The following is a 26,222-nucleotide window of genomic DNA, read 5'->3' as shown; positions in this document are numbered from 1 at the left end:
CTCAGTTGCGTCAAGCTTATTCAAAAGTCGACTCTGTCGGGGTAGAATGTCTGACACACAATTATTTGCTCTGGAGATCCACCATGCCTGAATATCGTTCCCGCACCACTACACACGGCCGCAACATGGCCGGTGCTCGCGCATTGTGGCGCGCCACTGGCATGAAGGATGGCGATTTCGACAAGCCAATCATTGCTATCTCAAACTCATTCACACAGTTTGTACCGGGTCATGTTCACCTAAAAGACCTTGGTCAGCTAGTTGCACGTGAAATCGAAGCCGCTGGTGGTGTCGCAAAAGAATTTAATACAATCGCTGTTGATGACGGTATCGCGATGGGTCACGACGGTATGCTTTACAGCCTGCCTTCACGTGAAGTTATCTCTGACGCGGTTGAGTACATGTGTAATGCGCATTGTGCTGACGCATTAGTATGTATTTCAAACTGTGACAAAATCACACCGGGTATGTTGAACGCTGCACTGCGTCTAAACATTCCTGTGATCTTTGTATCTGGCGGCCCAATGGAGTCTGGTAAAGCAGTCATCCAAGGTAAAGTAATCAAGCTAGACTTAGTTGACGCGATGGTGTCAGCAGCAGACGACAAGCAAAGCGATGAAGACGTCGATAACATTGAGCGTTCAGCATGCCCTACCTGTGGTTCTTGCTCAGGTATGTTCACTGCTAACTCAATGAACTGCCTAACAGAAGCACTAGGTCTTTCACTGCCTGGTAATGGTTCGCTACTTGCTACGCACGCTGATCGTAAGGAACTATTCCTACGCGCTGGTCGTGAGATTGTTAGCTTGGCACGTCGTTATTATGAAGAAGATGACGAGTCAGTATTGCCTCGTAACATCGCAAACTTCAAAGCGTTTGAAAATGCTATGAGTCTAGACATCACTATGGGTGGTTCTACAAACACCATTCTTCACCTACTGGCTGCGGCTCACGAAGGAGAAGTAGACTTCACAATGGATGATATCGATCGTCTATCTCGTAAAGTCCCTAACCTAAGTAAGGTAGCGCCTGCGACTCAGGACTACCACATGGAAGATGTTCATCGTGCCGGTGGTGTGATGCGTATCTTGGGTGAGCTTGAGAAAGGCGGATTGATCCACACAGACATTCCAACCGTTCACAGCGCAACGATGGGTGAAGCACTTGAGAAGTGGGACATCAGTCGTTCAGATGATCCTGAAGTACGTAAGTTCTACAGTGCTGCACCGGGTAACGTACCCACACAAACAGCGTTTAGCCAAAACAAGCGCTGGGACTTAGACTTAGATGCTAAGAATGGTTGTATTCATGACATCGAGCACGCTTACTCACTAGATGGTGGTTTAGCAGTACTTTACGGAAACATTGCCCTAGATGGTTGTGTTGTTAAAACGGCGGGTGTTGATGACCACATTCTTAAGTTTGACGGTCGCGCACGTATCTTTGAGTCGCAAAACTCAGCGGTTGCAGCGATTCTTGCTGACGAAGTTGTGGCACGTGATGTTGTATTGATTCGTTATGAAGGGCCTAAAGGAGGCCCGGGTATGCAGGAAATGCTGTACCCAACAAGCTACCTTAAATCAAAAGGTCTTGGCAAAGAGTGCGCACTAATCACTGATGGTCGTTTCTCAGGTGGTACGTCTGGTCTATCTATCGGTCATGCTTCTCCAGAAGCAGCTGAAGGTGGCGCAATTGGCTTGGTACAGGAAGGCGATACGATTAAAATCGACATCCCGAACCGTACTATCAACGTAGACATCTCTGATGAAGAGCTTGCAGCACGTCGCGTAGAGATGGATTCACGTGGAACCCAAGCTTGGAAGCCACTTGAAGTACGTACACGTAAAATCACTACCGCACTTCGTGCTTATGCAGCCATGGCAACATCTGCATCTCGCGGTGCAGTTCGTGACGTGACACAAGTAGAAAAATAATTTCCAACCATTCATTCACTTGAATGACGGTAATAATGCCCTCAGTGTAAGCTGAGGGCATTTGCATTAAATCAGAGATCAATTAGAGGCAACGCTTTGTATACTTTACTCAACAAACGTATTCGTTATATCGAAGACAATAATGCTCAGCGGCTGCTAAAAGAATCTCTGACAGGTCTGGAAAAAGAAAGCTTACGTGTGGACGAAGATGGCTACATCTCTCAACGCCCTCACCCTAAGCAATTAGGCTCAGCGTTAAAAAATGATGTGATCACGACGGACTATTCAGAGTCGTTACTTGAGTTGATCACACCACCATGTAATCCCGCTTATAAGTCTTTGGACTTTTTACAAGATATTGAGTCATTTGTTTACCAAAAATTGGATAAGGAATTACTCTGGACGTCTAGCATGCCTTGTATTATCAACGGCGAAGCAGACATCAAAATTGCAGACTATGGCACCTCAAATGGTGGCCGTATGAAGAGTGTGTACCGTCAAGGTTTAGCATCGCGTTATGGCAAGATGATGCAAGTGATTGCAGGCATACACTTTAACCACTCCGTTGCAGAAGAGTTCTGGCCATTCTTTAAAGAGATAGAAAAGGACGGCGGCGAACCAGTGGAGTTTTCTAATGCTCGTTACATGGGTATGACTAGAAACCTTCAACGATATGGTTGGGTGATTCCTTACCTATTTGGTTGCTCTCCCGCTATCTGCAAATCGTTTTTAGACGGTAATGATGTACCAGATGCACTAGAAATATTTAACACAAACACCTGTTACGCACCGTGGGGAACGTCCTTACGCATGGGTGACATCGGTTACACTAACCGCAAAACAAATAAAGTCGGTATTAAAGCAGACTACACCTCCGTTAAGACGTATACCGATAGCTTGCGCCATGCGATCGAAACGTCTTACTCAGGCTATGAAGAAATTGGCGTTAAGGTCGATGGTAAATATCGCCAGCTAAACACCAATATTCTGCAAATAGAAAACGAGTATTACAGTACCGTTCGCCCTAAACAGATTTTGAAAGGCTTTGAAAAGCCGATTGATTCACTGCTTAATCGTGGTGTGCGCTATGTCGAGTTACGCTCGGTTGATATTAATGCCTTCCACCCTGCTGGCATCACTCATTTACAGTTGTTCTATCTCGAAATCTTTATGCTGTTCTGCTTACTGCAAGACAGCCCTGCGATTACTGACGAAGAACGCAAAGAGATCGATGATAATCAAAGTACTGTTGCTCACAGTGGCCGTAAGCCAGACTTACAACTACAGCGCAATGGCAAATCTATTGGTTTGAAAGCGTGGGGAGAGGAACTTATGGGTGCGATGTTACCTGTGGCTAAGCTACTGGATCACGCAAACACCAACACCTGCTATCAAAAAGCATTAGGAGAACAGACAGAACTATTCCAAAATAGTGACCTGACACCTTCTGCGAAAGTGCTCGACAGTATTATGAATGAGCATGGTAATTACTATGCGTTTGCGCGCCACCAGTCACAAAGAAATGCTGACTACTTCAAGGAACGTAAACTTGACCAAGCGACATGGGATAAATTTACCAAAAAGGCTGCTGACTCAATACTAGAACAACAAAAACTAGAAGCAGAACCACAAATAAACTTCGACGAGTTCTTACAAAAGTACTTCGCCGGAACACTATAGGGCGTCACTCCCCTTAGGAAATAATAAACGCATGTCAAAAATTATGAGCGTCATCAAAAACAACAGTGGGTTTATTTTATTCCTATTTGCACTGTTCATTGTACGTGGCTCTATTTTTGACTGGCACCCTGTTCCAACAGGGTCAATGAAACCCACTATATTAGAAGGCGATGTGATTGTTGAAAGCAAGATTGCTTATGACTTGAAGCTGCCGTTTAGTGATACCACGCTAATGCGCTTAAACGAACCTGAGCGTGGTGACATCATTGTGTTTAGTTCGGAGAAATCAGGCAAGCGTTTGATTAAACGACTAATTGGTTTGCCGGGCGATAAGGTTCAAGTGACTAACGACCAGATCATCATCAACGGCAAAATGGCAACGTACCAAAAACTGCCGATGGATGATCCTCGCATCCCTGCTGTTGCACCCGATCGTGATAACGGATTCTACGCATTAGAATCTATGCCAGACATGGACGAACACCTAATCATAATAGATGACACGAAGTACAACCCTAGCCGCGATACCGTGGCTATTGTTGTGCCTGAAGATCATTACTTTTTTATGGGTGATAACCGTGACAACAGTGCAGACTCTCGCACTTACGGCACAGCCCCTCGTAGTGAGTTATTGGGCCGTGCCTTTGGCATTATGATTTCGATAAAGTGGCTAGAAGATTATACGCCTCGTTGGAAGCGATTCTTTAGTAGCTTGTACTTATAGCCTTTAGAAACAACGTTCAATCAGTCTGACTTGCGCTTAAGAAACATCGCATCGCCATAACTAAAGAAACGATACTTCTGCTCCACCGCATGCGCATATGCTTTTTTCATGGTGTCATAACCAGAAAATGCAGACACTAGCATCAACAATGTCGACTTAGGCAAATGGAAGTTAGTAATCAAACGATCAACTACCTGATACTGATACCCCGGTGTAATGAAGATATTGGTATCACCCTGAAACGGTTTTAACTCACCACTTTGAGCAGCCGTTTCTAAACTTCTAACCGTCGTCGTCCCGACCGCAATCACTCGACCGCCACGCGCACGACAATCCGCTACCGCATCACACACAGACTGTGGCACATCAATCCACTCAGAATGCATAACATGCTCTGACAACTCTTCTACACGTACAGGTTGGAACGTTCCAGCTCCTACATGCAAAGTAACTTCGGCTGTTTCCACGCCTTTCGCGAGAATCGCTTTAAATAACGCTTCGTTAAAGTGTAAACCCGCCGTTGGCGCAGCAACCGCACCTGGCTTTTCTGCGAACACAGTTTGGTAACGCGTACGGTCATCCTGCGTATCATCGCGTTCAATATACGGTGGCAATGGCATGTGGCCATATTGCTCAAGCAGATCAATCGCGTTGCGCTCATCACCAGAGATAAAACGTAATTCAAACAACGTGTCATGGCGTCTAACCACTTCTGCGTCAAACGCACCTTCTAGCTGGATGAAAGCACCCGGCTTAGGCGACTTACTACAGCGAACATGTGCCAGAAGATTATTATCATCGAGTAAACGCTCGACCAACACTTCCAGCTTTCCGCCGGTCGCTTTCTCTCCAAATAAACGCGCCGGTAGTACTTTAGTATTGTTAAACACCAGCAGGTCGTTTGGCTCGATCAAATCCACGATATCGCGGAAGGTTTGGTCTTTGCACTCACCATCATCAGCAACCACTAACAAACGGCTCGCGGCACGATCACTCAATGCCTGCTGAGCGATTAGCTCCGGTGGCAACTCATAATCAAAATCACTTAACTTCATATTTGGAATCACAATCTACTGCCTTTTTACGTTGTAGAGCGAAGCGCTTCTAGTGCATACGCGGGTAAATCTTCTTCTTTCGGTACTGCGATAGAGTGACCTTCGTCATCAACCGCGACAAATTTAAACGTGCCTTCTGTTACCTTTTCACGGATGCCGATACGACCGCGTCGCACCCATGCCTCTACGTGAATATCCATCGATGAACGTCCTACGCGATCAACTTCGGTATAAATACCCAAAATATCACCGACTTTTACAGGACGAATAAAACTCATCCCTTCTAATGAGACCGTGACTACACGCGCTTGAGCACGCTGACCTGCACAAATACCTGCGGCAATATCCATTTGAGATAATACCCACCCACCAAAAATATCCCCAGAAGGATTTGTGTCAGCAGGCATAGCAATGGTACGAGTCGTAATGCGACCCCTTGTTGTTTCAGTCATGTCTTTCTCTAATATAGTTATAAAAACTCAGGCCGATTTGTCATGTATCACCGTGACTGTCATTTGCAGCTACTCGTGATTACAGCTAGAGTAACGCGCAATTGTAAACCAGAATCGCTCCCGCAGGAATGCCATGACGCCAGAACAACTCATCGCCTATGATAAAGATCATATATGGCACCCTTATACCAGCATGCAGCGCCCCATTCCTGCTTACGCTGTTGCCTCCGCAAGCGGCGTCGAAATCACGCTAGAAACAGGTGAAGTGTTAGTTGATGGAACATCTTCATGGTGGACTGCGCTGCACGGTTACAACCACCCAGCGCTAAACGCAGCGGCCACTGAACAACTTGGGAAAATGTCCCACATCATGTTTGGTGGACTGACTCACGCGCCCGCGGTGAACCTAGCCAAGCAACTCATTGATATGACCGCAGACAATTTGCAGCATGTGTTTTTTGCTGACTCTGGCTCGGTAGGCGTCGAAGTCTCGATCAAAATGGCGTTGCAATACTGGATAGCTCAAGGCCGTTCTGAAAAACACAAACTCCTCACCGTACGCAGTGGCTATCACGGTGACACTTTTGCTGCGATGTCAGTGTGCGACCCTGTAAACGGCATGCACGATATGTTTACGGGTGTGCTGGTTAAACACTTGTTTGCAGAAGCGCCACCGATACATAAAGCGGGCGATGATTGGAACCCTAGTGATATTAACTCATTTAAGGCAATGATCACTCAACATCATGCCGAAGTTGCAGCCGTCATCCTTGAGCCTATCGTGCAAAACGCTGGTGGCATTCGCTTTTATCATCCTGAGTATTTACGTCAGGTGCGCGCGCTGTGTGATGAGTTTGACGTACTGCTTATCTTAGATGAAATCGCGACTGGCTTTGGCCGCACGGGTAAGATGTTTGCTTACGAACATGCAGATATTCAACCGGATATTTTAGTACTGGGCAAAGCGTTAACGGGGGGATATATGACGCTATCTGCCGTGCTAACGAGTCGTGAAGTAGCCCATGGTATTGGGAGTGATGGCCAAGGGGTGTTGATGCACGGCCCTACTTTTATGGCTAACCCGCTTGCTTGTGCTGTGTCAGTTAAAAGCATCGAGCTACTCCTAGCATCTAACTGGCAAACACGCGTTTCCAATATTGAACAGCAAATGACTGCCGAGCTTGAGCCTTGTCGTTCGCTTTCAATCGTTGCGGATGTGCGAACGAAGGGTGCGATTGGCGTCGTTGAGTTGAAAGAACCTGTGGATTCGTTTTGGATACAGCCGCGATTGGTTGAGCTGGGTGTGTGGATTCGTCCGTTTGGTAAGCTGGTTTATATCATGCCGCCCTTTATTATTGAGCCTACAGAGTTGAGCAAACTTACAGCTGCGATCTGTACTGTGGTGAGTGAAATGAATGCGCACTAAACAAAATGACAAATTGGGTGAAAAAACCAATGACAAATGGTTTGATTCAGGTAGAATACGTCCCTCAAAACTAGCTGTATTTATATAGCTTTTGCCGGGATGGCGGAACTGGTAGACGCGCCGGATTCAAAATCCGGTTCCTCACGGAGTGGGGGTTCGATTCCCCCTCCCGGCACCAATTTAAGTCGCTGCGTAGTGACGACCTAAGAGCCTATCACTAGTTGATGGGCTTTTTTTTGCCTAAAAATAATGACTTATCCGTAAATACCGCTCCCCAAGATTACCTAATGAACTTATTAGGTAATCTCTAAACCAAAAGATAAAAATCAGCACTTCACAGTGCTGTCAGGTATTCAGAACCAACACAAGTAGAAGCATTATTTATAATCATTCTTTGCCCCCTCGTCCATTAATACATCCACAATACCGTCTGAGCCCATTTTTAATTTAGGTCGATTTTCTGAACCAGGCTTGCTGTAATATTCTAACGCCTTAATGACTACACCATCTGGCGTGTTGGTAATCACGCCCGGAACACAGGTATAAATATTATTATCTTTATTAGCATTTTCTGCAGGAATATTAACTTCCGTACCTTGATGATTATCAATCAACATAGACACATTATATTTATGAAATGAACCAGTACCATTAGACTGGGCTGAATAAGCAACAGGCACGACCGCTTTAATTGTGTCATTTAGACGGATTTTTATTTCTTCTTTGCATGTATTATTTTTTCGCTGAAACAAACCTTTTTTAACGTTGCCAACATCTCCACAGTGATGCACTACCCCTTTATCATAGCTTTGCAAACTTGGTATCCCATCAGCTCCAAACATAGCAACATCAACCTGCTCCCCATTATTGAGATAAACCAAAGCATATACATCGTAGTCGGTATTGCTATCCCAAGAAATAGACGCGGTGATCACGGGTGTTTTTTCAATGAGAATAGCTTTTTTACCCTTGGATAAATCTATTTTCCCGCTAACTTTTTCCAGACTGATATTGGAACTGACTTTTTCTACTTGTTTCGGCTCTGGCTTGTCATCTACTTCGACACCATAACGTTCACACAAACCAGCAAGTCCAGTTGCAAAACCCTGCCAAACAGATCGAACTTTGATTTGTCCATTACGACTATATATTTCAGCAACTATAATACCTTTTTCGCTGCTAAACTCCTGAGGAGTTAGTAGAGTAACATTACCATTACAATGAATTTCAGCGGTTAAGTTTAAGTCAGTAAAACCAATACCATTATCTTCAGTTAAGGTAATGGCGATTTTAGTGATATCAGTAGATGTATTAAGGGAAAAATCAATTTGGTGGATTGTTATGCCTTGGGCATCTACAGGTAATTTGAACTGTGCGATTTTGGCTGGATCGCTAGGTTGATTAAAAAATACCATATCATTTTCATTTTTTACTTTGCCTGAATCATCTAGTAAAAATGCAGTAAGGTTTATATCTATTGCTGTTGAAGCCGGATGTTTAATAAGAATAGTCCCACTAGAGCATTCTAAGGCACAGTTTCCGCCTTTCTGTATTTCAGTTACCATATATACTGACCTTTTAAGTTATATTTTTGAGTGGTTCAATGATGGCTTTCAGACCGTCTGCTTTAACCATCTTGTTGTTCCCTATCAGCCTAAGTAGAACCTTAAACTATAAGCAAACGTTTTCACATGAGATTCCATCATCACGGTCTAAATACTACCCTTAGGTCTTTAGAGACCACAAAGATCCTCCAACTTCTCACCAGTACTACATGCCAAAACAAGAAGTGGCGAGCACTTATTAATCTTTCTATCTCTGTATTCAAATAAAATGATACAACATATCATTACTCGTATATGATTATGACTTCATTAACGTAAAACTTAACTTTTAAAATACAGGGAAAGATTATGAGTTTAGATTTAGACTTCAAAAAATCCAGCCTTTGCTGCACCGATAAATGCTGCGTTGAAGTAGCAAGTGACCTAGAAGGTAATATCCTAGTTCGTCACACAGAAGAGACAGGCAAAACGCTTAGCTTTTCAAAGCAAGAGTGGCAAGCATTCGTTCAAGGCGTGAAGCAAAATGAGTTTGATATCGGCGTAGAGAAGTAAGACAACACCGAATGTTAGAAGAAAGCCTGCTTTTCATAAGTAGGCTTTTTTTTATCTCAAAGAAATCCACTGCACTTTTGAGATCCAACCTTCCCTCTCTCCGCGTACAAACTAGTGCAAATCCCTCCTAGATCACCTCTCTAACACTTAACCTTCATTAAGTAGGGTTTGAAAAAAAACCATTAAAAACATTTTAAATCATAAACTTAACACCTAAACAAAACATAATATCCTATATTCTTGACTGAGTTAGTAGGTTATATATAATTAATACCTAGTAAGTTACTTGGTTATTACCAAAACCAAGCATTTTTAACCTTCAATCAGTCATAGACTGAGGTATTCGAGAATGAAATTATCAACAAAAGGGCGTTACGCAGTAACGGCAATGATGGATCTAGCGATCAACCACCGCACAGGCCCAATGAGTTTGGCTGACATTTCTAAGAATCAAAGTATCTCGCTCTCATACCTAGAGCAGATCTTTTCTAAACTTAGAAAGGCAGACTTGGTAGAAGGTGTGCGTGGACCAGGTGGCGGATACCGACTAGCAAGACCAATCAACCAGATTACGATTGCTCAAATCATGCAAGCAGCAGATGTATCCATCGATAGCACACAGTGCTTGGGTGCAGAAGACTGTAGCAGTGGTGATCGTTGCTTAACTCACAAGTTGTGGGAAGACTTGAGCTTCAAGCTTTATGAGTTTTTGAATGACATAACGCTCGCTGACTTTGTGAAAGAACCTAAAATCAGACATATGCGTATGCCTCAGGATTCGGCTTCAAACTATATAAACACTATGTTTTTACCAATCTCCCGGGCTAGTTAATGGCATTGCTTTATAAAGCGACACCTAACCCTTCGAATAACTAATAGCTTTCCAGCTCATGGGAAAGCTATTTTCATTTGCGCTATATCTTCACTGTGTTCTACGGTTTCACATCTGCAAACGCTACAACATGCACAATTTAGCTAAACGCCAGCACTCCAGTGCTCACTCAGCGCCTCAGCCTGCTTAAGACACAACTCAATCGCCTCATCAGCCCCATCTGGTGGGTACTTCCACTTACGCAAAGCACGACGCACTAAGTTTCTCAACTTAGCTCGCACACTATCCCGCACCTGCCAATCCACCGTTGTAGATTTTCTTAGCTGCTCAGTCACATGAGTCGCTAAAGCCTTAAGCGTATTATCACCCAACTCCTTCACCGCACTCTCGTTTTGAATCAATGCACGATAGAACGCCAACTCATCCGTATTTAACCCCGACTTCTCCGCAAGCTCAGCATCTGCCGCCATATCCTTAGCCATTTGAATCATTTCTTCAATGACTTGCGCAGTTTCAATCGCTCGGTTGTGGTACTTGCGTAGTGTTTCTAGTATGCGGTCAGAGTACTTTTTCTCAGACACCACATCGGTCTTCAAAGGCAGAAATTGAACAACGAGGAATCACCACTTAACCTGACAGCATTTAATGCTTGCCTATAAGTACACTAACTTAGTGAGCTGTCCGAATTAATATGTGCTCTTCCAAAACACATATTACCCATTTTGGTGACCCTAGCTATGTTGTAAGTATCAGGCAATATTCTCCGGCCGCCCTTCTGCAAACGCGACCACATTCTCAAACGCAATCTTAAAATACAGCGCGTAACTCCCCTTCTCTACATAGCCAATATGCGGTGCGCACAACACGTTAGCTAATGAAATTAAAGGTTCATTGTCTAGCGTAGCAGGCTCTATTTCAAACACATCTAACGCGGCACGCTTTGTTGGGTTGGCTTTCATTTCTAAGTACAAAGCACCTGACTGAACTAACTCAGCTCGACTCGTATTTACAAACAGCGAGTCTTTCTTCATCACTGACAAGTCTTCTTGTGTGACGCAGTGCTTCGTTGCCTCGTTTAGGCGCAGGTGCAGTGACACCACATCTGCTGCACTGAAGAACGCTTGCTTAGTCTGCGCAGCACTAAAGCCATGCGACACCGCTAAGGCTCTGGATGACACACTTCCCCAAACCAGCACAGACATTCCGAAGGCTTTTGCGTACTGCGCAATACGTTGACCGATCTTGCCATAACCCCAAATACCCAACGTCAAACCGTTTAAGGTGCGCCCTAGCCCAACAGCGCCGGACTGTTGCCATTGTGACTGTTCAAGGTTATTAACGTATTCAGGAATGTTGCGTGAAGCAGCCATAATCAAAGCCCAGCACAACTCAGAAGGAGCCACTGGTGAGCCTCTACCTTCTGCCACAGCAACACCGAACTTATGACAGGTCGCGAGGTCTAAGTGATTACTGATCTTGCCTGTTTGACTAATCAGTTTCAGCTTGGGCAATTTGGAGAGTAGAGAGTCGGTAATAATAGTTCGCTCTCTTATCAGTACCACCGCTTCAACATCAGCGAGCTTTTGAGCAAGCTCGTCTTCGTTGGTATACGTTTTATTAAAGACAGTCACGTCATGACCACTGAGTAGATCAAAGCAATCTAACGTTTTTACGGCTTCTTGATAGTCATCTAACACTGCAACTTTCATGGAACGCTCCTGAGTTCTTATGTCTAATACAGACAGCATTATTGTCGGCACATTAAATATACGCCTCAACCCTATCTTCTGCATCATTTGTAATCTCGAACTACTTGTGTGGTAGTGACAATGCCCCCATCATTAATAATATCAAGCAATATTGTGTTCTTTTTAAGTGGCACGATGCTTTTAAAAATAAACAACCTATTGGCTATATACATGATAAAAACTCTTAAAAAAAAGCGGATAGCTTTACCCTTCTTATTTATTATCGCTTTGGCAATCTGTAGCTACGCAACCGTTCATGCGACTCATGGCCAAAGTAAATCGGTGAGTGTGTTTTCCATAGAGAACCAGCAGCAAACACTCGACACAGACCAGATAAAGGTGATGACCATTAACCTCGCACACGGTAGAGGTGACGGCACAAGTCAGATACTCCAATCCAATGACGCCATTAAAGAGAACGTCACTGCAATCGGGCATTTAATAGCAAAGGAAGCTGCTCAAGTTGTCGCGTTACAAGAAGCGGACGCACCGTCTTGGTGGAGTGGTAATTACTCACATGTGAACGCTATCGGTAAACTAGCAGGGATGAAGTCAGCGGTTCAAGGCACCAATATTGAAGGCTTAGGCTTGCAGTATGGCACTGCGGTTGTCACTCAGTTAGAAGTGTCAGAAGCCCGTCAGGTTACCTTTGAAAAGAACGTCCCGACCTTGAGTAAAGGCTTTGTTGTGGTTGCTTCCGAGTGGCCCGGTGACCCTTCATTTAAGTTTGATGTAATCTCCTTGCACCTTGATTTTGCGAGTAATGACGTGCGAGAAAAGCAGTTAGCCGTCCTTAGTGAGACTGTGAAAAATTCAGGTAAGCCAGTCATTATGATGGGCGACTTTAATACGGATATGTCGGAAGAGTTACTCCCTGCATTTCTCAAAGAGACTCAACTGAAAGCATGGAAAGTGGATGATCCTTCAATCGTTACGTTTCCTTTTTTGAACTCACGTATCGATTGGATATTAGTGAGCCCAGCGTTTGAGATCGCTGAGCAAACCGTATTAGACGAAGTCCTGTCTGATCATAATATCCTGACTGCGGTTATTAAAAGACAAACCAACAAACTCTATAATTCATCCCTGCAAGTGGCTTTCTGAGCCACTCTGCGGGCACTCAAATATTATTAACCTCTCTCTTTAGCCGTAGATTTAAACCACCAAACGCGTTAACTTATAGCCACTAAAACTCTAAAACAGCTGCTCCTTTGCGATTTATTGAGACTATAAAAAATGCGTTTATTAAACTGCCTAATTTTCTTTCTATGCCTCTGGGCGACTGCCTCCACCTCCATCGCTGCTCCCAACTGGACGCAGGTAGAAGCCCTCGCCAAACAAGGCAAGCTTGCAGACGTACAAAAACAAATCCCGCTCATTATTGAGCAAGCTAAACAACGCAAAGACAATAAAGCATGGCGCGAGGCACTGCTTCTCAATGCTAGTGCAGCACTGGGCGAATATAGCCAAGATGCACAAACAGCAATCGACACACTCACTAAACAAGCTTGGCCAACTGACCAAGACTCTCAATTACTGCTTAACTTGCACCTTGGTTATTATTTAACAAAGTACATCGGCAACCACCGCTGGCAGATTCGTAATCGTGAAGAAGTGAAGTCTAAAGAGCCGATACCTGTCGCAAAACAAACCATGACGCAGTTACAAACAGCCATGCATACTGCATTTTCAAAGACTCACCGACTGGCACAGCAACGTGGTGAAAGAGTTGAGCAAGTCAGTCAGCTGTCACTGCAGCGTTTAGACAGTTACTTTACGAGTGAAAACCCTTACCCAAAAAATGTCCGTGGCACACTGAAAGACACGGTGACCTACCTGTGGGTAGACGCGCTTCAAAACAGCAGCTACTGGACACCAGAGCAAGACGCACAAAGTGCTAAATTGTTAACGCCGAAGCTATTAGCGACGCCGTATCGTGAGACGGTTAACCCTTACGACTTGAAACAGCATCCGTTAAAGCGTGCGGTTAAAATATTGAGTGACTTAGAGCAACACCAACTGTCACGACGCAATGTTGACGGCAACTTGGAAGCATTTAGAGTTAAGCTCAACGTTATTGGCAATAACAAGTCGTCTGAAACTGATAAAAAACAAATTCTTCACGCGCTGCGTTTACGCATTAAGCAGCAAGAAAACGCGAAGCAGCATACGCCATGGCTAAACAGACTTCGACTTGAGTTGGCGACGAAGCTAAAAGCACTCAACACTCCAGATTCAAATATTCAAAGTCTGGCAGCGTTAAAGCCGTGTCTAACTAGCCAGCAGTTACCTGAGCTATTAACACTGTGTAAAAACCTTGAAGAGAGCATCAAAGCGCCTTTTCTTGGTATGTCTATGAGCCTATCTGACGGTTTGGGTAAGCGCTCTATTGAGCTGACTCACAATAATGTCGAGACGGTTTATTTTAGAGCATGGAAAATTGATCCTAAGCAAGCGCTGACAACCCCTACCCACTCACGCAGCAGTATTTTCCTAGGTATAAAGCTGAGACAAGGTACTAAGCCTGATGCTGTGTGGCAGTCAACGTTAGAGAAAAACACGAACTATAAAAACCACGACAGCTACATCACACCGCCTATCAGTGAAGAAGGCTATTGGTTGATCGCTGCATCTAGTCAGGATGATTTTTCAGAGAAACAAGTCGAGGGAAAATACGTACTAACGGATCTACTTGACTTGACCAAGCTCACCGCAGACATTCGTTATACAAACGATAAGCTGGAAGTCCTCACTTACGATGGCGAGTCAGGAAAAATAACGCCCAATGTATCAGTCGAGTTATGGCCTGAAAATGGCGCACAAGCCGTGCAACGAGTGAGCTCCAATGCTCAAGGTGTTGCGCTATTAAATGCTGATAAGAATAAGCAATACAGCCTACTGTTAAACCATCAAAGCAGCACCGCCATTGTGAGTCACGTTAATACTTACGGCCGCGGCTACGCTAATCAAAATACAGTAAAAAGCGCACTCGTCTTTACTGATCGCGCCATCTACCGTCCTAGCCAAACAATTAACTGGAAGGTCGTTGCCTACAGTGGTGACTCGGATAAGAGCAAGTACCGCGTTTCACCCAATGCTAAAGGCTGGGTCAGACTACTCGACGCCAACAATAAAGAGGTACAGAAAGTCGCTGTCACGACGAATGCATTTGGCTCTGCCTCCGGTGAGTTCACTGCTAAAGCTGACCGTCTACTTGGGCAATGGCGTATTGAAACCGTCTGGGGTGGCAGCAAATCCCTTAAGGTCGAGGAGTACAAACGCCCTACTTTTAAAGCCAGCATCAGCAAACCAAAACAAGCGCTGCGACTAGATCAAGCAGCTAAAGTGACAGGTTCTGCTGAGTATTATTTTGGTGGCGCAGTGACCGAAGGAAAGGTTACTTGGCGAGTAACTAGAAATGCGATTTATACTAACCGACAGTCTTATAGCTCTAAAACAGTCGCCAACGGAACAGTGCAACTCAACGACAAAGGTGAATTTACAATTGCCTTTAAACCAAGTGCTATACCGACTAGTGGCTCTAATGACGCCTCAGCACTCAATTATACAATTAGTGCAGACATTACAGATACTGGTGGCGAGACACGTAGTACAAGCCGCACATTTACTATTGCGAAGGCAACCATCAAAGCTCAGATTAATAGTGATGCTGCGTTTGTTACAGCGGGTCGTCCGTTTAAGTTAACCATTAGCCGACAGGACTTAGACAGTAACGGTCGTGCGGGTTCTGGCTTCTGGTCTTTCCACCCTATTCAGCAACCACAAAATATCATTATGCCTTCTGAAAGACCTGTTACAGGACTCTCAAAAGCTGAGCTTCGCTACGCAACTAAAGGCGACAAACAACACGCCCGCTGGACCAGCTATCCAGAAGTAGCCGACTACATAGATGAGTGGCGAGATGCGGGTAAAGTTGCCCAAGGCTCAATACGTCACCCTGAAAGTGGCGATGTGGTTGTGACCTTAAAAGCGCCAAAAGCGGGTTTATACCGTCTGCGTTACACCACGAAAGATAAGTGGGGGCAAGTCGTTAAAGCAGTGAAAACTATTGTGGTTAGTAACCAGCAGCAAACGGTCGCTCAACTACCTGCTTACCTAGAAACAGCTCAGTCGAGTGTTGAAGTGGGCCAGCGAGTGTCGTTATTGGCAGGCTCTGGTTTTACTCAGACACCGAGTTTACTAGAGGTTTATCACGGTAATACCTTGCTTAAACGCACCACGTTACAAGGTGGGATTAAGACTCAACAGTTTGCAGTCACCGCAGAGCACCGTGGTGGTTTGAGCTTTGTACTGACGACATTAAAAGACTACCAACTGATTCGCCAAGAAAAGTTCGTTAACGTGCCGTGGACTGACCGTAACCTCAACGTTAGCTTCTCAACGTTTAGAGATAAGCTACGTCCTGGACAAAAAGAGACTTGGCGCATTAGCGTTAAAGACTCGAAAAATAGACCACTGGAACAAGGTGCAGCAGAAGTGCTCGCGTCTATGTTTGATCGAAGCTTAGAGTTATTTGGTAACCACACGTATCCGTCGGTTCAGGGGCTTTATCGTAGTAAAAGTAACACCTTAAGTCGTTACGATAGTCTTGGTGAAAACCGCGCATCTAACTATGTTAGACCCCCTTATAAAACACCAACGCCTGCGCCTTATGCAAGTACTGACCTTAATCTAACGGTTAATATCTTCTCTGATTTGAACTGCCATACTCACCCTGCTAATGCTTTGACGAAGGAGATTAAGCATTGTCATAAGGGGAATGCTGGTAGTCATGGTTATGGTGCTCCAAAACCTATGGTAGCGATGGCAGCACCAGCGGCTGCTCCGCGGATGGTCAGAGCAGTAGAGAAACGCGTTTACAAGCGCACCTCAGGGGGAGCGGTCGATGTGTTTGCCCAGCAGTCTAAGATCAAAGCTGAAGGTGATAGCGATGATAGCAATACCGACAATGGTTCTTCAAATACTGACCTAGACAACATAGAAACCCGCAAAAACTTTAACGAAGTCGCCTTTTTCAAACCTCACTTAATCCTTGAAAAAGACGGCACCGTGACCTTTGAGTTCGAAGTCCCTGAGTCACTAACACAGTGGAAAGTTTGGGTATCTGCTATCACTCGCGACCTACGCGGCGGCAGCACAACCGCTCTTTCTCGTACCAGCAAAGAACTGATGGTTCGCCCTTACCTACCGCGCTTCTTGCGCACAGGTGATCAGGCCAACATCGAAGTACTTGTTAACAACGCTAGCGACAAAGCTATGTCAGGAAAGATGAGTTTTGACATTATCGACCCTGCAACTGACAAGACCATCGCATCGACGTTTAAGCTCAACCCACAACCTCGCGCATTCAACGTCAAAGCAGGACAAAGCACGCGCTTACGTTACTCAATAACCACACCGAAAGACTTAGGCATGGTAACCATACGCGCCAAGGCCAGCGCTTCAGACGGTACACAACAGTTTGGCGATGGCGAGCAACGTCCACTGCCTGTATTGCCGAGTCGTATCCATCTCGCGCAAAGCCGTTTCGCTGCCATGCAAGGCAACACGCAAAGCACACTGCAGTTCAGCGAGCTAGCGCGTAACAACGACTCAACGCTGGTTAATGACAGCTTTGTGGTCACGGTAGACGGCCAACTGTTTTACTCAACACTCAAAGCGCTGCCGTACCTGACGCAGTACCCGTATGAGTGTACTGAGCAGACCATGAACCGTTTCTTATCGACGGGGATTATCAATCAAACCTTTGCTCAGTCCCCTGCACTACGCACCATGGCTCGAAGCTTTGCCACTCGGGGTACTAAGCTTGAGAAGTGGGATGCGATTAACAAAGATCCAAACAACCGTATTTTACTAGAAGAAACACCATGGCTGAGACAAGCAGAAAGCGGTGCGAATGATAATGAAGTACTTAATATCCTCAACCCTGCTATTGCCAATGCACAGCAAAAAAGTGCGCTTGCTAAGCTGCTCAAAGCGCAAAATAGCGACGGTGGATTCCCGTGGTGGGACGGTGGTAATTCGTCGTATTACATGACTCGCTACTTGCTCCAAAGCTTTGCTAAAGCGACTGAGTTTAATATCCCAGTGCCAAAGGCGAATGTGCAGCGTGCTTGGAAATACCTGCATGATCACTACGTCAAAACGCTGAAACCTGAGATCGCAAACAAGCGTACAAACGTGAGTTCGTTAGCGACCTTGAGTTACATGTTGTCGAGTTACCCTGACACAAGCTGGACGAATAATGTGTTTACGGCGGCTGACAAACAGTACATTTTGAATCTCGCGTTTGCTGACTGGCTCAAGCTACCGACCATGCTAAAGGCACAACTTGCACTCAGCATGAAACGTGCTGGACGAACCAAAGAAGCTGCGTTGATTTTTGACAGCATCATGAACTCAGCACGTACTGATAAGGACAATGGGACTTACTGGCCGCAGCAAAATCGCTCATGGCTTTGGTATAACGACCGCATCGACACGCATGCCTTTATGTTGCGCGCGATGATGGAAATTACACCGCAAGATGAGCGTCGTCACGGCTTGGTTCAGTGGCTGATGTTGAACAAGAAACTCAACCACTGGAAGTCAACACGCGCCACGGCTGAGAGCATCTATTCCCTTGTTCACTACATGAAGAAAGAAGGACAGCTCAACCAGCAAGAACGCATGTCGGTTAAGGTCGGTAACACGCTGCAAAAGGACTTTGTCTTTGAGCCAAGCAAGTACACAGGCGGCAAGCAGCACTTAGTAGTAAAGGATAAAGACATCACGCCTGACATGGCGACGATCAAACTGAATAACCAGAGTAAGTCGTTGATGTTTGCCTCTGCGACATGGCACTTCTCCACAGAGAAATCCCCAACGAGTGCGCAAGGTGACTTCTTTGGTGTGACACGAAAGTTCTTTAAACGAGTACAGGTGAATAACAACTGGACGCTGCAACCGTTGGCAGAAGGTGCGACGGTTAAAGTCGGTGATCAACTGGAAGTGCAGTTGGTATTACGCTCCAAGCACAATGCGGAATACGTGCATTTACGTGCGCCGCGTGGTGCAGGTTTTGAGCCGATGGAGACTGAGTCAGGTTATCGTTGGCAAGGTGGGACAGGTTTCTATCAAGAGATTCGAGATAGTGGAATGAACTACTTCTTTGATTCGCTGCGGACTGGGCAGTACACGTTTAAGTATCGTTTGAGAGCGACCACGTCGGGACAGTTTAGAGTTGCGCCAGCGCAGGTACAGAGTGTGTATGCGCCTGAGTTTAATGCGTACTCTAGTGGAGCTAGGCTGTCTATTCAGTGATAAGTAAAGAAGTCTGCTGCAAGTGTCGATAGTTAACACCTGCAGCTTTGCTTAAGTAAGCTCAGCAAAAATAAGCAATAACAGTGGTAAACAGCACTAAAGCAATACAAAAAAACTGGACATCGCGGGTATAAAAGCGCGGTGAGTACTACGTATTACGGGTGTGATGATTCTCGTTAATTATACGGGAAAGTTGCGAAACGGCCCTAAGTCTTGCTTCTATTCTTTCCTGCCTACTTTTCTCTCGAAACAGCCACTCCTCTTCAACTTCGTAGGGAAGCCAGACGCGATCAGCCTTGCAGTGGTCCAAAATTTTAGCTGAAGCTATTCTTTTTAGTTCTCCCTCTTCCTGCATTTTTTGCCTGATATAGCTTATATCGGTCGATTTTTCAGCACTCTCTTCTCCAGCCATTAACTGCCTAGCTCGTAATAAAATACTATCCTCTGTTGCTCCCTCTCCATTACGGATGTAGTCATCAGTACCTGCCATGTACCCCGCAAGCAGGTCATCCCAGCTAATTCTTGCTGAATACATCAAAATTGGGCAATTAACTCCCTCATTTCGAAACACCCTTATTGCAGCAAGTCCTGACATTGTGTAGTTCTCAGAGGTGTCAGAAAAAAGCCATGCATTACAAATAATAAACTGGTACTCATCATGCACGCCGATATACAAGCCTTCTTCCCCATAAGGAGTATCAACATCAAAGCCTGCTTTTTCAAAAATTTCACGTAGAAACGTTCTGACAACATCTGAAGGTTCAATAATCAATGCATTCATCGTTTATTACTTAAGCGATTAACTCAAGGCTCAATCTATATTGACCATTATTTCAACACAAAATAACTTGAAAGAGAATACTTGGCTTATCTTTACGCAACCAATATACCGACGGCCTATGCGTCCGCACTTCGTGCACGTAGTGCCTCATTTGTTATTCCGAATAAAAACAATGTTACGGCTAACCAGCTATGTATAAAGCTCAAACAGATGAAAGAGTGGGTTTTGGATACTAAAACCGCTCAACTCAGAAGGCTTAAATCATTCCACGTTATCCCCAAGAAGTTATCTATCGAGATAACTCCTTAGTTTTTTCTAATTGAGCTTTATTAACTAATGAAATCAGCGTCTACAAGTGGTGATACTTCAGCATCATAGTCAACGCTATCCACACCAAAACCAAACAGCTTCAAGAACTCATCTTGGTAACCCGCAAAGTCTGACAACTCATCCAAGCTTTCAGTCGTAACCTGTGGCCAAATTGCTTCTACTTTGCTTTGTACTTCTGGCGTCAACTCCAAATCATCAACACGCATACGCAATGCATCATCAAGACGTGGCGTATCTGTGTATAAGCATTCGCGGTAAAGGCGATCTAGTTGCTCAATACAACCTTCGTGCGTACCTTCTGCTTTCATTACTTTAAACAAAACCGCTAGGTATAAAGGCATCACAGGAATTGCAGAACTCGCCTGTGTAACAACCGCTTTCAACACACCAACAGACGCATTACCGTTTAGGCCTTTCAGTGAGTCACGAAGTGCGCTTGCTGCGCGGTCAAGATCTTCCTTCGCTTTACCAATCGTCGCGTGACCATAGATAGGCCAAGTCAGCTTTTCGCCAAGGTATGTGTAAGCAACGGTTTGAACGCCTTGATCCAGAACGTCTGCATCCGCAAGTGCGCTCATCCAACGCTCCCAATCTTCACCACCCATCACCTTTACAGTGTTAGCGATTTCTTCTTCGTTTGCTGGCTCTACCGTAACTTCACCGACTACTTTTGTGTCTGTGTTTAGGTTTTTAGCCGTGTAGCTGTTACCGATTGGCTTTAGCGTTGAGTTAAACACTTCACCACTGACTGGGTCAGTACGACGAGGCGATGCCAAGCTGTAGATGACTAGGTCAATTTTGCCCATGTTCTCTTTGATCAGCTCAATCGTTTTTGCTTTGCACTCATCAGAGAATGCGTCACCATTGATGCTTTTAGCGTACAAGCCAGCGTCTTTAGCCGCTTGATCAAATGCAGCGGCATTGTAATAACCCGCAGAACCCGTTTTCTTAGCTTTTGGTGGCTTTTCAAAGAATACACCCAGCGTCTTAGCGCCATATCCAAAGGCCGCTGTAATACGAGAAGCCATGCCGTAGCCAGTCGATGAACCAATGACTAGTACATTCTTCGGACCATCAACATAACCTTCTTGTGCTTTGATGTAGTCAATTTGCGCTTGTACATTGGCCGCACAACCTGTTGGATGCGAGTTGATACAAATAAATCCACGGACTTTGGGTGCTATGATCATGGAAGAGCCTTTCTATTGGTTCAGAGTCAAAAAACAACATTATAGAGCATTTGCCTAAGATGAGTAAGATTGAGGGAAAAGCATTTTTAGACAGATCAAACCGTGCGTTCCACAAACCGCTGATAATACTCACGTGCCGTCATTTTATCTGCGCAAGGAATACAAATGAATTCCTCAAACTCTTCAGGTTTGCCATAGATTCCTTCTGCGGTATTGATATCGAAATACGCATCACAAGACTGGCATTGCTGTACATCATAAGTGCCATCGTTGATGCCAATAATCCACTCCTTAGCAAGCTCTTGGAAAGGCACAAATCCTTCAAAAACGATGGTTTCTTTTTTGGCGTCAAACGTTAGCTCTGGATAGGCCATCATTTTGACAATTAATGCCCATAGACCAGATTCGTAATTTACCTCAAGCGCTTGGTTTGCTTCTGTAACCGTTAGTGTTTCTTGCTTTATTGTTTGCATACTTTTCCACCAAGAATTATGTTATTACCTATACTAGCATGGTGGTACAGGCTTCTATAGTCAGCAACAATGACGGCTAGCCCTGTAGTCTGAATAGATGACACCAGAAAAAAAAGACCCCTCTAAAATAATAACAAGGACACTAAAACACCCCCTTAAAATGATAATCTCATAAGAAAATGGTATCATAAAAAGAACCAACCACGGACTAGCACAATGTATCGTCAACAACTCAACCTCCTACAAGAATGGCTTAATAATAAAAATCGTAAACCACTGATCATCCGAGGTGCGCGCCAAGTAGGAAAATCAACTCTTGTTGAGCTATTTGCCAAAGAGCAGTCACGTACATTAATGAATGTAAACCTTGAGCGTTATCCTGAGCTAGCAACCACATTTATCAGTAACGATCCTCAACAAATAGTCAGTGCGCTTGAAATGCTACCCCGCACTCCAGCTCTCGATCCGTCATCACTGTTGTTTTTGGATGAAATCCAAGCGGTTTCAGAGGCAATCCCCGCTTTACGTTACTTCTATGAAGATATGCCTGAGTTACCATTAATCAGTGCTGGTTCACTGCTAGAGTTCACATTATCCGACCACAAGTTTTCCATGCCCGTAGGCAGAGTCCAGTACCTACAAATGGGGCCAATGACATTTACTGAGTTTTTAGCTGCGATTGGAGAAGACAAACTACATCAACTAATCAGTAACTATCTACCCCATGATGTTATTCCTGACATCGCCCATAAACGCCTACTAAGTTTGTTACGTACTTACTATTTCGTTGGTGGTATGCCAGAAGCTGTTGCGGTGTATGCAGAAACCAAAAGCTTTAGAGCCGTTAGTGAGGTGCACAACTCGATTATTGACACCTACCGTGAAGATTTTCCGAAGTACGGTGACCGTCGTAACCTCGCTAGGATGTTGAACGTATTTAACTTCGCTGCGCGTAATGCAGGGGTAAAAGTGAAATATAGCAATATTTCTAGGGAGGAACAGAGCGTTACATTGAAAGCCGACTTAGAGTTATTGTGTATGGCGCGTGTTATTAGCAAGGTTGTTCATAGCCATTGTTCAGGCTTACCTCTGCAAGCTGACTTAGATGAAAAAGCCTATAAGTTACTGTTTTTAGATGTCGGTTTGATGAATGCGATTTGCGGCTTAAATTACAATACACTTTCCCAAATGGATGAGCACAAACTGGTGAACGAGGGATCAATCGCTGAGCAATTCATTGGGCAGCACCTACAAGGGCTATTAGCTGACTCACCCAATAGAGAACTTACTTATTGGCTTAGAGAAGGTCGTTCGGCAAATGCTGAGGTCGATTATGTCGTAGCGCTTTCAGGGCAAATTGTTCCAATTGAAATTAAAGCGGGCAAGAACGGCAGTATGAAATCTTTGCACCAATTTATGGGCGAGAAACAATCGCCAATAGCGGTTCGTTTTGACGCCTCTCTTCCCTCAGTTAGCACAGTAGAAACAACCATTCAAAACGGACAAAAAACAAAAGCGGTGAAATACCCACTACATTCTCTGCCTTTGTATCTCGTCGAACGCTTAAAGGCTGTTATTGAAGCCAGTCAATGAACCAAACCCCTGAGCCAGATATACTAAACTTTAAGCAATAACTCTTTACACAGTGCGTGAACGAGTACATTAGCTAGGTCATATTTAAACTAGGTTAATGAATATAAGTTTAAAATGAGACAAACGAAGTTTTTATAACTAGGCTTACAGCATATGAAAAGATTATTAGGCACGATTGTTTTAGCGTTGAGCGCCATCAGCCCTGTCACTTATGCTGACAACCATGACGGCGTCTTTATTGTGGGTGTTGTTCCTCAGTTTGAGGCACGTGTGCTCCACAGCACTTGGCGGCCTATACTTGATCTTTTAGAAGAAAAATCAGGTTATAAATTTAAGCTTCGTGGTTCGCCATCCATCCCAAAATTTGAAAAAGAACTGACTGAGGGCAAATTTGATATTGCCTATATGAACCCTTATCACCTAGTGATCGCCAATGAATACGCAGGGTATATCCCGCTAGTGAGAGATCATGGACGTAGTTTGTCTGGCGTATTGGTTGTAAAAAAAGACAGTGACATCACTGATCCTAAACAACTGGATGGCAAGACGTTAGCCTTTCCCGCACCCAATGCACTGGGCGCTTCCTTGCAAATGCGTCAGGAGCTTGAGGATGACTTTGGCATCAAGTTTAAGTCTAACTTTGTAAAAACACATGACTCGGTTTATTTAAACGTCCTATTAGGCGAGGCCGCTGCGGGCGGTGGCGTACAAAAGACGCTCGGCCGTCAAAAGGAAGAGTACCAAGACATGTTACGCGTCATTCATAAGACCAAGGCTGTTCCCCCTCACCCTATTGCCATTCTTCCTAGTGTTGATAAAGAAATAAGAGAGAGCATTCACAAAGCGTTGATGGAGATTGGGGAGTCAGAAGAAGGCAAAGAACTACTGTCTAAAATCCCTATGAAAGAAATCGGTTTAGCGAGTATGGATGATTACTTACCACTTAAAAGCTTAGGCCTTGAACGCTTTTATATGTCACCAATAAACGAATAATGCGAATTAAGTTTAAACTCGCGCTCCCTTCCGTTATCGGATTAGTAGTCACTATTGTGCTAATCCATAACTATTGGGAGCCAATACAACTGAAAAAGGCCAAGGCCCACTTTACCGAGCATACGCAAGAGTTACTCGTTGCGACCGAGTCAGGCATCATTCAACAACTGTTGGAGCGAGACCTCGGTGCACTTTATTCCAGCATGGATTATATAAAAGAGACTTATCAAAACCGCTGGTTAAATATAAAACTCTATAACGAAAACAAAAAACTGATCTATCCGTTATTCGAGAAAAAGCGCGATGCTACAGATCATGAAGACAATATTTTACACGTTGTCTATCCTCTTAAAATGGGGACGTCGGAGCTTGGGCAGTTTGAGGTCGATGTCGATTGGAGTCATGAAAAAGAGCTTATCCAAGAGAACCTGAAAAGCATTAGGGACATGATCATATTAACGATCATTCTAATCTTGTTTATCAACACGCTCAGTCAGTATCGGATTATTTACAGGCCGCTTAAAAAACTCATCGAAGCCACCAACAAAATCACACTAGGTGACTTTAATGTCCAATTACCCAAGGTTACACCCGATGAAATCGGTGCGCTGACAAACTCTTTCAGTGTGATGTCAGCAGAGTTAACGTTTCAAAAGCATGTCGTTGATGAACATGCGATTGTAAGCACGACGGATAAAAACGGCTTAATCACTAGTGTAAATAGAAAGTTTGTTGATATCACCGGCTACTCTCGCAAAGAGTTAATTGGCAAAACTCATAACATGATAAGAACGAATATATATTCCCCGACGTTTTTCAAAGAGATGTGGGAAACGATTACGCAGGGCAAGGTCTGGCGTGGTGAGTTATGTAATCTGAATAAAAAAGGTGAAGAGTATTGGGTTAGCGCCAGTATCGTCCCTTGCTTAGATGATCACGGAAAACCTGAGCGCTATATCGCCATTCGTACTGAGATTACCAAGCAGAAGAAAGCCGAGCAGCGACTTAAATACCTTGCCGATCACGACACGCTAACAGGCCTACCCATGCGTCGTGTGTTTCAGGAAAAACTAATGAGTGCGCTCGCGATTGCGCGTCGCAATCATAGTAAAGCAGCGGTTTTATTTATTGATCTGGATGGCTTCAAAAACGTTAACGACACGCTTGGGCACAACATTGGTGATATTTTATTAATGAAGGTCGCTGAAAGACTGACTCAGTGTATTCGTGAAGTAGACACGGTTGCACGCTTAGGCGGTGATGAATTTATTATTGTGCTGAGTGACATTCAGAACCGTGACGATGTCTCGGCTGTCGCTCAAAAAATTATTGATACGATGTCGGCATCATTCACAATCAGCGGAGAAGTTGCCTCCATCGGTGCCAGCGTGGGTATTGCCCTCTACCCTGATCATGAGAAAGAACCTGGTCTATTGATCAAGAAAGCGGATGACATGATGTATGCTGTGAAGCGAAAGGGTAAGAATAACTTTGCGTTTTATGATGATGTTTCAGAGGTCGCTGAAGACACCAAATAAATGGTGAAGCCCTTGAGTACATTAAAGACTTCA

20 protein-coding genes and 1 tRNA gene are annotated in these 26,222 nt (G+C 44.5%); 13 read left to right on the top strand and 8 right to left on the bottom strand.

The window, feature by feature from the left end:
• Positions 1 to 83: 83 nt before the first annotated feature.
• The 3 genes from ilvD to lepB all read left to right on the top strand — a co-directional run bounded on the left by ilvD (position 84) and on the right by lepB (position 4,338).
• Positions 84 to 1,934, top strand: a complete 1,851-nt coding sequence (ilvD, locus tag DKT75_RS15895) for a dihydroxy-acid dehydratase (protein WP_109824489.1) — start codon at positions 84 to 86, stop codon at positions 1,932 to 1,934.
• 96 nt (positions 1,935 to 2,030) lie between these two features.
• Positions 2,031 to 3,614 (top strand): glutamate--cysteine ligase, encoded by a 1,584-nt coding sequence (gene gshA / locus DKT75_RS15890; RefSeq protein WP_109824487.1) that lies wholly within the window; start codon positions 2,031 to 2,033, stop codon positions 3,612 to 3,614.
• A 31-nt stretch (positions 3,615 to 3,645) separates the two neighbouring features.
• The gene (gene lepB, locus DKT75_RS15885; RefSeq protein WP_109824485.1) at positions 3,646 to 4,338 is read left to right on the top strand and encodes a signal peptidase I; all 693 of its coding nucleotides are present in this window, start codon (positions 3,646 to 3,648) and stop codon (positions 4,336 to 4,338) included.
• A 20-nt stretch (positions 4,339 to 4,358) separates the two neighbouring features.
• Here lepB and queA read toward each other — a convergent pair whose 3' ends face one another.
• Together queA and DKT75_RS15875 are read right to left on the bottom strand one after the other, a co-directional pair.
• Positions 4,359 to 5,393 (bottom strand): tRNA preQ1(34) S-adenosylmethionine ribosyltransferase-isomerase QueA, encoded by a 1,035-nt coding sequence (gene queA / locus DKT75_RS15880; protein ID WP_109824483.1) that lies wholly within the window; start codon positions 5,391 to 5,393, stop codon positions 4,359 to 4,361.
• 26 nt (positions 5,394 to 5,419) lie between these two features.
• Entirely contained in the window at positions 5,420 to 5,845 is a 426-nt protein-coding gene (locus tag DKT75_RS15875; protein WP_109824481.1) for an acyl-CoA thioesterase, read from the bottom strand.
• A 133-nt stretch (positions 5,846 to 5,978) separates the two neighbouring features.
• Between DKT75_RS15875 and bioA the strand changes: the two genes are divergently transcribed.
• Positions 5,979 to 7,271, top strand: a complete 1,293-nt coding sequence (gene bioA / locus DKT75_RS15870) for an adenosylmethionine--8-amino-7-oxononanoate transaminase (RefSeq protein ID WP_109824479.1) — start codon at positions 5,979 to 5,981, stop codon at positions 7,269 to 7,271.
• A 93-nt stretch (positions 7,272 to 7,364) separates the two neighbouring features.
• Positions 7,365 to 7,449 (top strand) — tRNA-Leu (locus DKT75_RS15865).
• Between the two features lie 199 nt (positions 7,450 to 7,648).
• On the opposite strand, the gene DKT75_RS15860 is transcribed toward DKT75_RS15865, so the two are convergent.
• Entirely contained in the window at positions 7,649 to 8,836 is a 1,188-nt protein-coding gene (locus DKT75_RS15860) for a TerD family protein (protein WP_109824477.1), read from the bottom strand.
• A gap of 348 nt (positions 8,837 to 9,184) precedes the next feature.
• On the opposite strand from DKT75_RS15860, the gene DKT75_RS15855 reads away from it, so the two are divergent.
• Positions 9,185 to 9,388, top strand: a complete 204-nt coding sequence (locus DKT75_RS15855) for a DUF397 domain-containing protein (protein ID WP_109824475.1) — start codon at positions 9,185 to 9,187, stop codon at positions 9,386 to 9,388.
• 349 nt (positions 9,389 to 9,737) lie between these two features.
• Entirely contained in the window at positions 9,738 to 10,220 is a 483-nt protein-coding gene (locus tag DKT75_RS15850; protein WP_109824473.1) for an Rrf2 family transcriptional regulator, read from the top strand.
• A 143-nt stretch (positions 10,221 to 10,363) separates the two neighbouring features.
• On the opposite strand, the gene DKT75_RS15845 is transcribed toward DKT75_RS15850, so the two are convergent.
• Both DKT75_RS15845 and DKT75_RS15840 read right to left on the bottom strand, forming a co-directional pair.
• Entirely contained in the window at positions 10,364 to 10,801 is a 438-nt protein-coding gene (locus DKT75_RS15845; protein WP_245923235.1) for a type I restriction enzyme endonuclease domain-containing protein, read from the bottom strand.
• 168 nt (positions 10,802 to 10,969) lie between these two features.
• Positions 10,970 to 11,929: a D-2-hydroxyacid dehydrogenase family protein gene (locus DKT75_RS15840; protein WP_109824471.1), complete on the bottom strand. Its 960-nt coding sequence runs from the start codon at positions 11,927 to 11,929 to the stop codon at positions 10,970 to 10,972.
• Positions 11,930 to 12,139: 210 nt separating this feature from the next.
• On the opposite strand from DKT75_RS15840, the gene DKT75_RS15835 reads away from it, so the two are divergent.
• On the top strand, positions 12,140 to 13,072 hold the full coding sequence (locus DKT75_RS15835) for an endonuclease/exonuclease/phosphatase family protein (protein ID WP_158278893.1): 933 nt from the start codon (positions 12,140 to 12,142) through the stop codon (positions 13,070 to 13,072).
• A 132-nt stretch (positions 13,073 to 13,204) separates the two neighbouring features.
• The gene (locus tag DKT75_RS15830) at positions 13,205 to 19,291 is read left to right on the top strand and encodes an alpha-2-macroglobulin family protein (RefSeq protein ID WP_109824467.1); all 6,087 of its coding nucleotides are present in this window, start codon (positions 13,205 to 13,207) and stop codon (positions 19,289 to 19,291) included.
• A 148-nt stretch (positions 19,292 to 19,439) separates the two neighbouring features.
• Here the strand turns inward: DKT75_RS15830 and DKT75_RS15825 are convergent, their stop codons facing one another.
• Entirely contained in the window at positions 19,440 to 20,072 is a 633-nt protein-coding gene (locus DKT75_RS15825; RefSeq protein WP_109824465.1) for a response regulator transcription factor, read from the bottom strand.
• Positions 20,073 to 20,153: 81 nt separating this feature from the next.
• On the opposite strand from DKT75_RS15825, the gene DKT75_RS15820 reads away from it, so the two are divergent.
• Complete coding sequence (locus DKT75_RS15820) at positions 20,154 to 20,381, top strand: hypothetical protein (protein WP_109824463.1); 228 nt, start codon at positions 20,154 to 20,156, stop codon at positions 20,379 to 20,381.
• Between the two features lie 20 nt (positions 20,382 to 20,401).
• Here DKT75_RS15820 and fabV read toward each other — a convergent pair whose 3' ends face one another.
• Positions 20,402 to 21,592, bottom strand: coding sequence for an enoyl-ACP reductase FabV (fabV, locus tag DKT75_RS15815; protein ID WP_109824461.1), 1,191 nt, complete (start codon positions 21,590 to 21,592; stop codon positions 20,402 to 20,404).
• A 95-nt stretch (positions 21,593 to 21,687) separates the two neighbouring features.
• Positions 21,688 to 22,065, bottom strand: a complete 378-nt coding sequence (locus tag DKT75_RS15810) for a hypothetical protein (protein WP_109824459.1) — start codon at positions 22,063 to 22,065, stop codon at positions 21,688 to 21,690.
• Positions 22,066 to 22,281: 216 nt separating this feature from the next.
• On the opposite strand from DKT75_RS15810, the gene DKT75_RS15805 reads away from it, so the two are divergent.
• From DKT75_RS15805 to DKT75_RS15795, 3 genes are all read left to right on the top strand, one after another.
• On the top strand, positions 22,282 to 23,658 hold the full coding sequence (locus DKT75_RS15805) for an ATP-binding protein (RefSeq protein ID WP_109824457.1): 1,377 nt from the start codon (positions 22,282 to 22,284) through the stop codon (positions 23,656 to 23,658).
• 153 nt (positions 23,659 to 23,811) lie between these two features.
• Positions 23,812 to 24,651, top strand: a complete 840-nt coding sequence (locus DKT75_RS15800; protein WP_109824455.1) for a phosphate/phosphite/phosphonate ABC transporter substrate-binding protein — start codon at positions 23,812 to 23,814, stop codon at positions 24,649 to 24,651.
• A complete protein-coding gene (locus DKT75_RS15795) occupies positions 24,651 to 26,189 on the top strand; it encodes a diguanylate cyclase domain-containing protein (RefSeq protein WP_109824453.1) in 1,539 nt (512 codons plus the stop codon). Before DKT75_RS15800 ends, DKT75_RS15795 begins: the two co-directional genes overlap by 1 nt.
• Positions 26,190 to 26,222: the final 33 nt, after the last annotated feature.

Source organism: Leucothrix arctica, assembly GCF_003172895.1.
Lineage (GTDB): Bacteria > Pseudomonadota > Gammaproteobacteria > Thiotrichales > Thiotrichaceae > Leucothrix > Leucothrix arctica.
The sequence above is the reverse complement of the archived record's forward strand: the minus strand, read 5'-3'. Positions and strand labels throughout refer to the sequence as shown.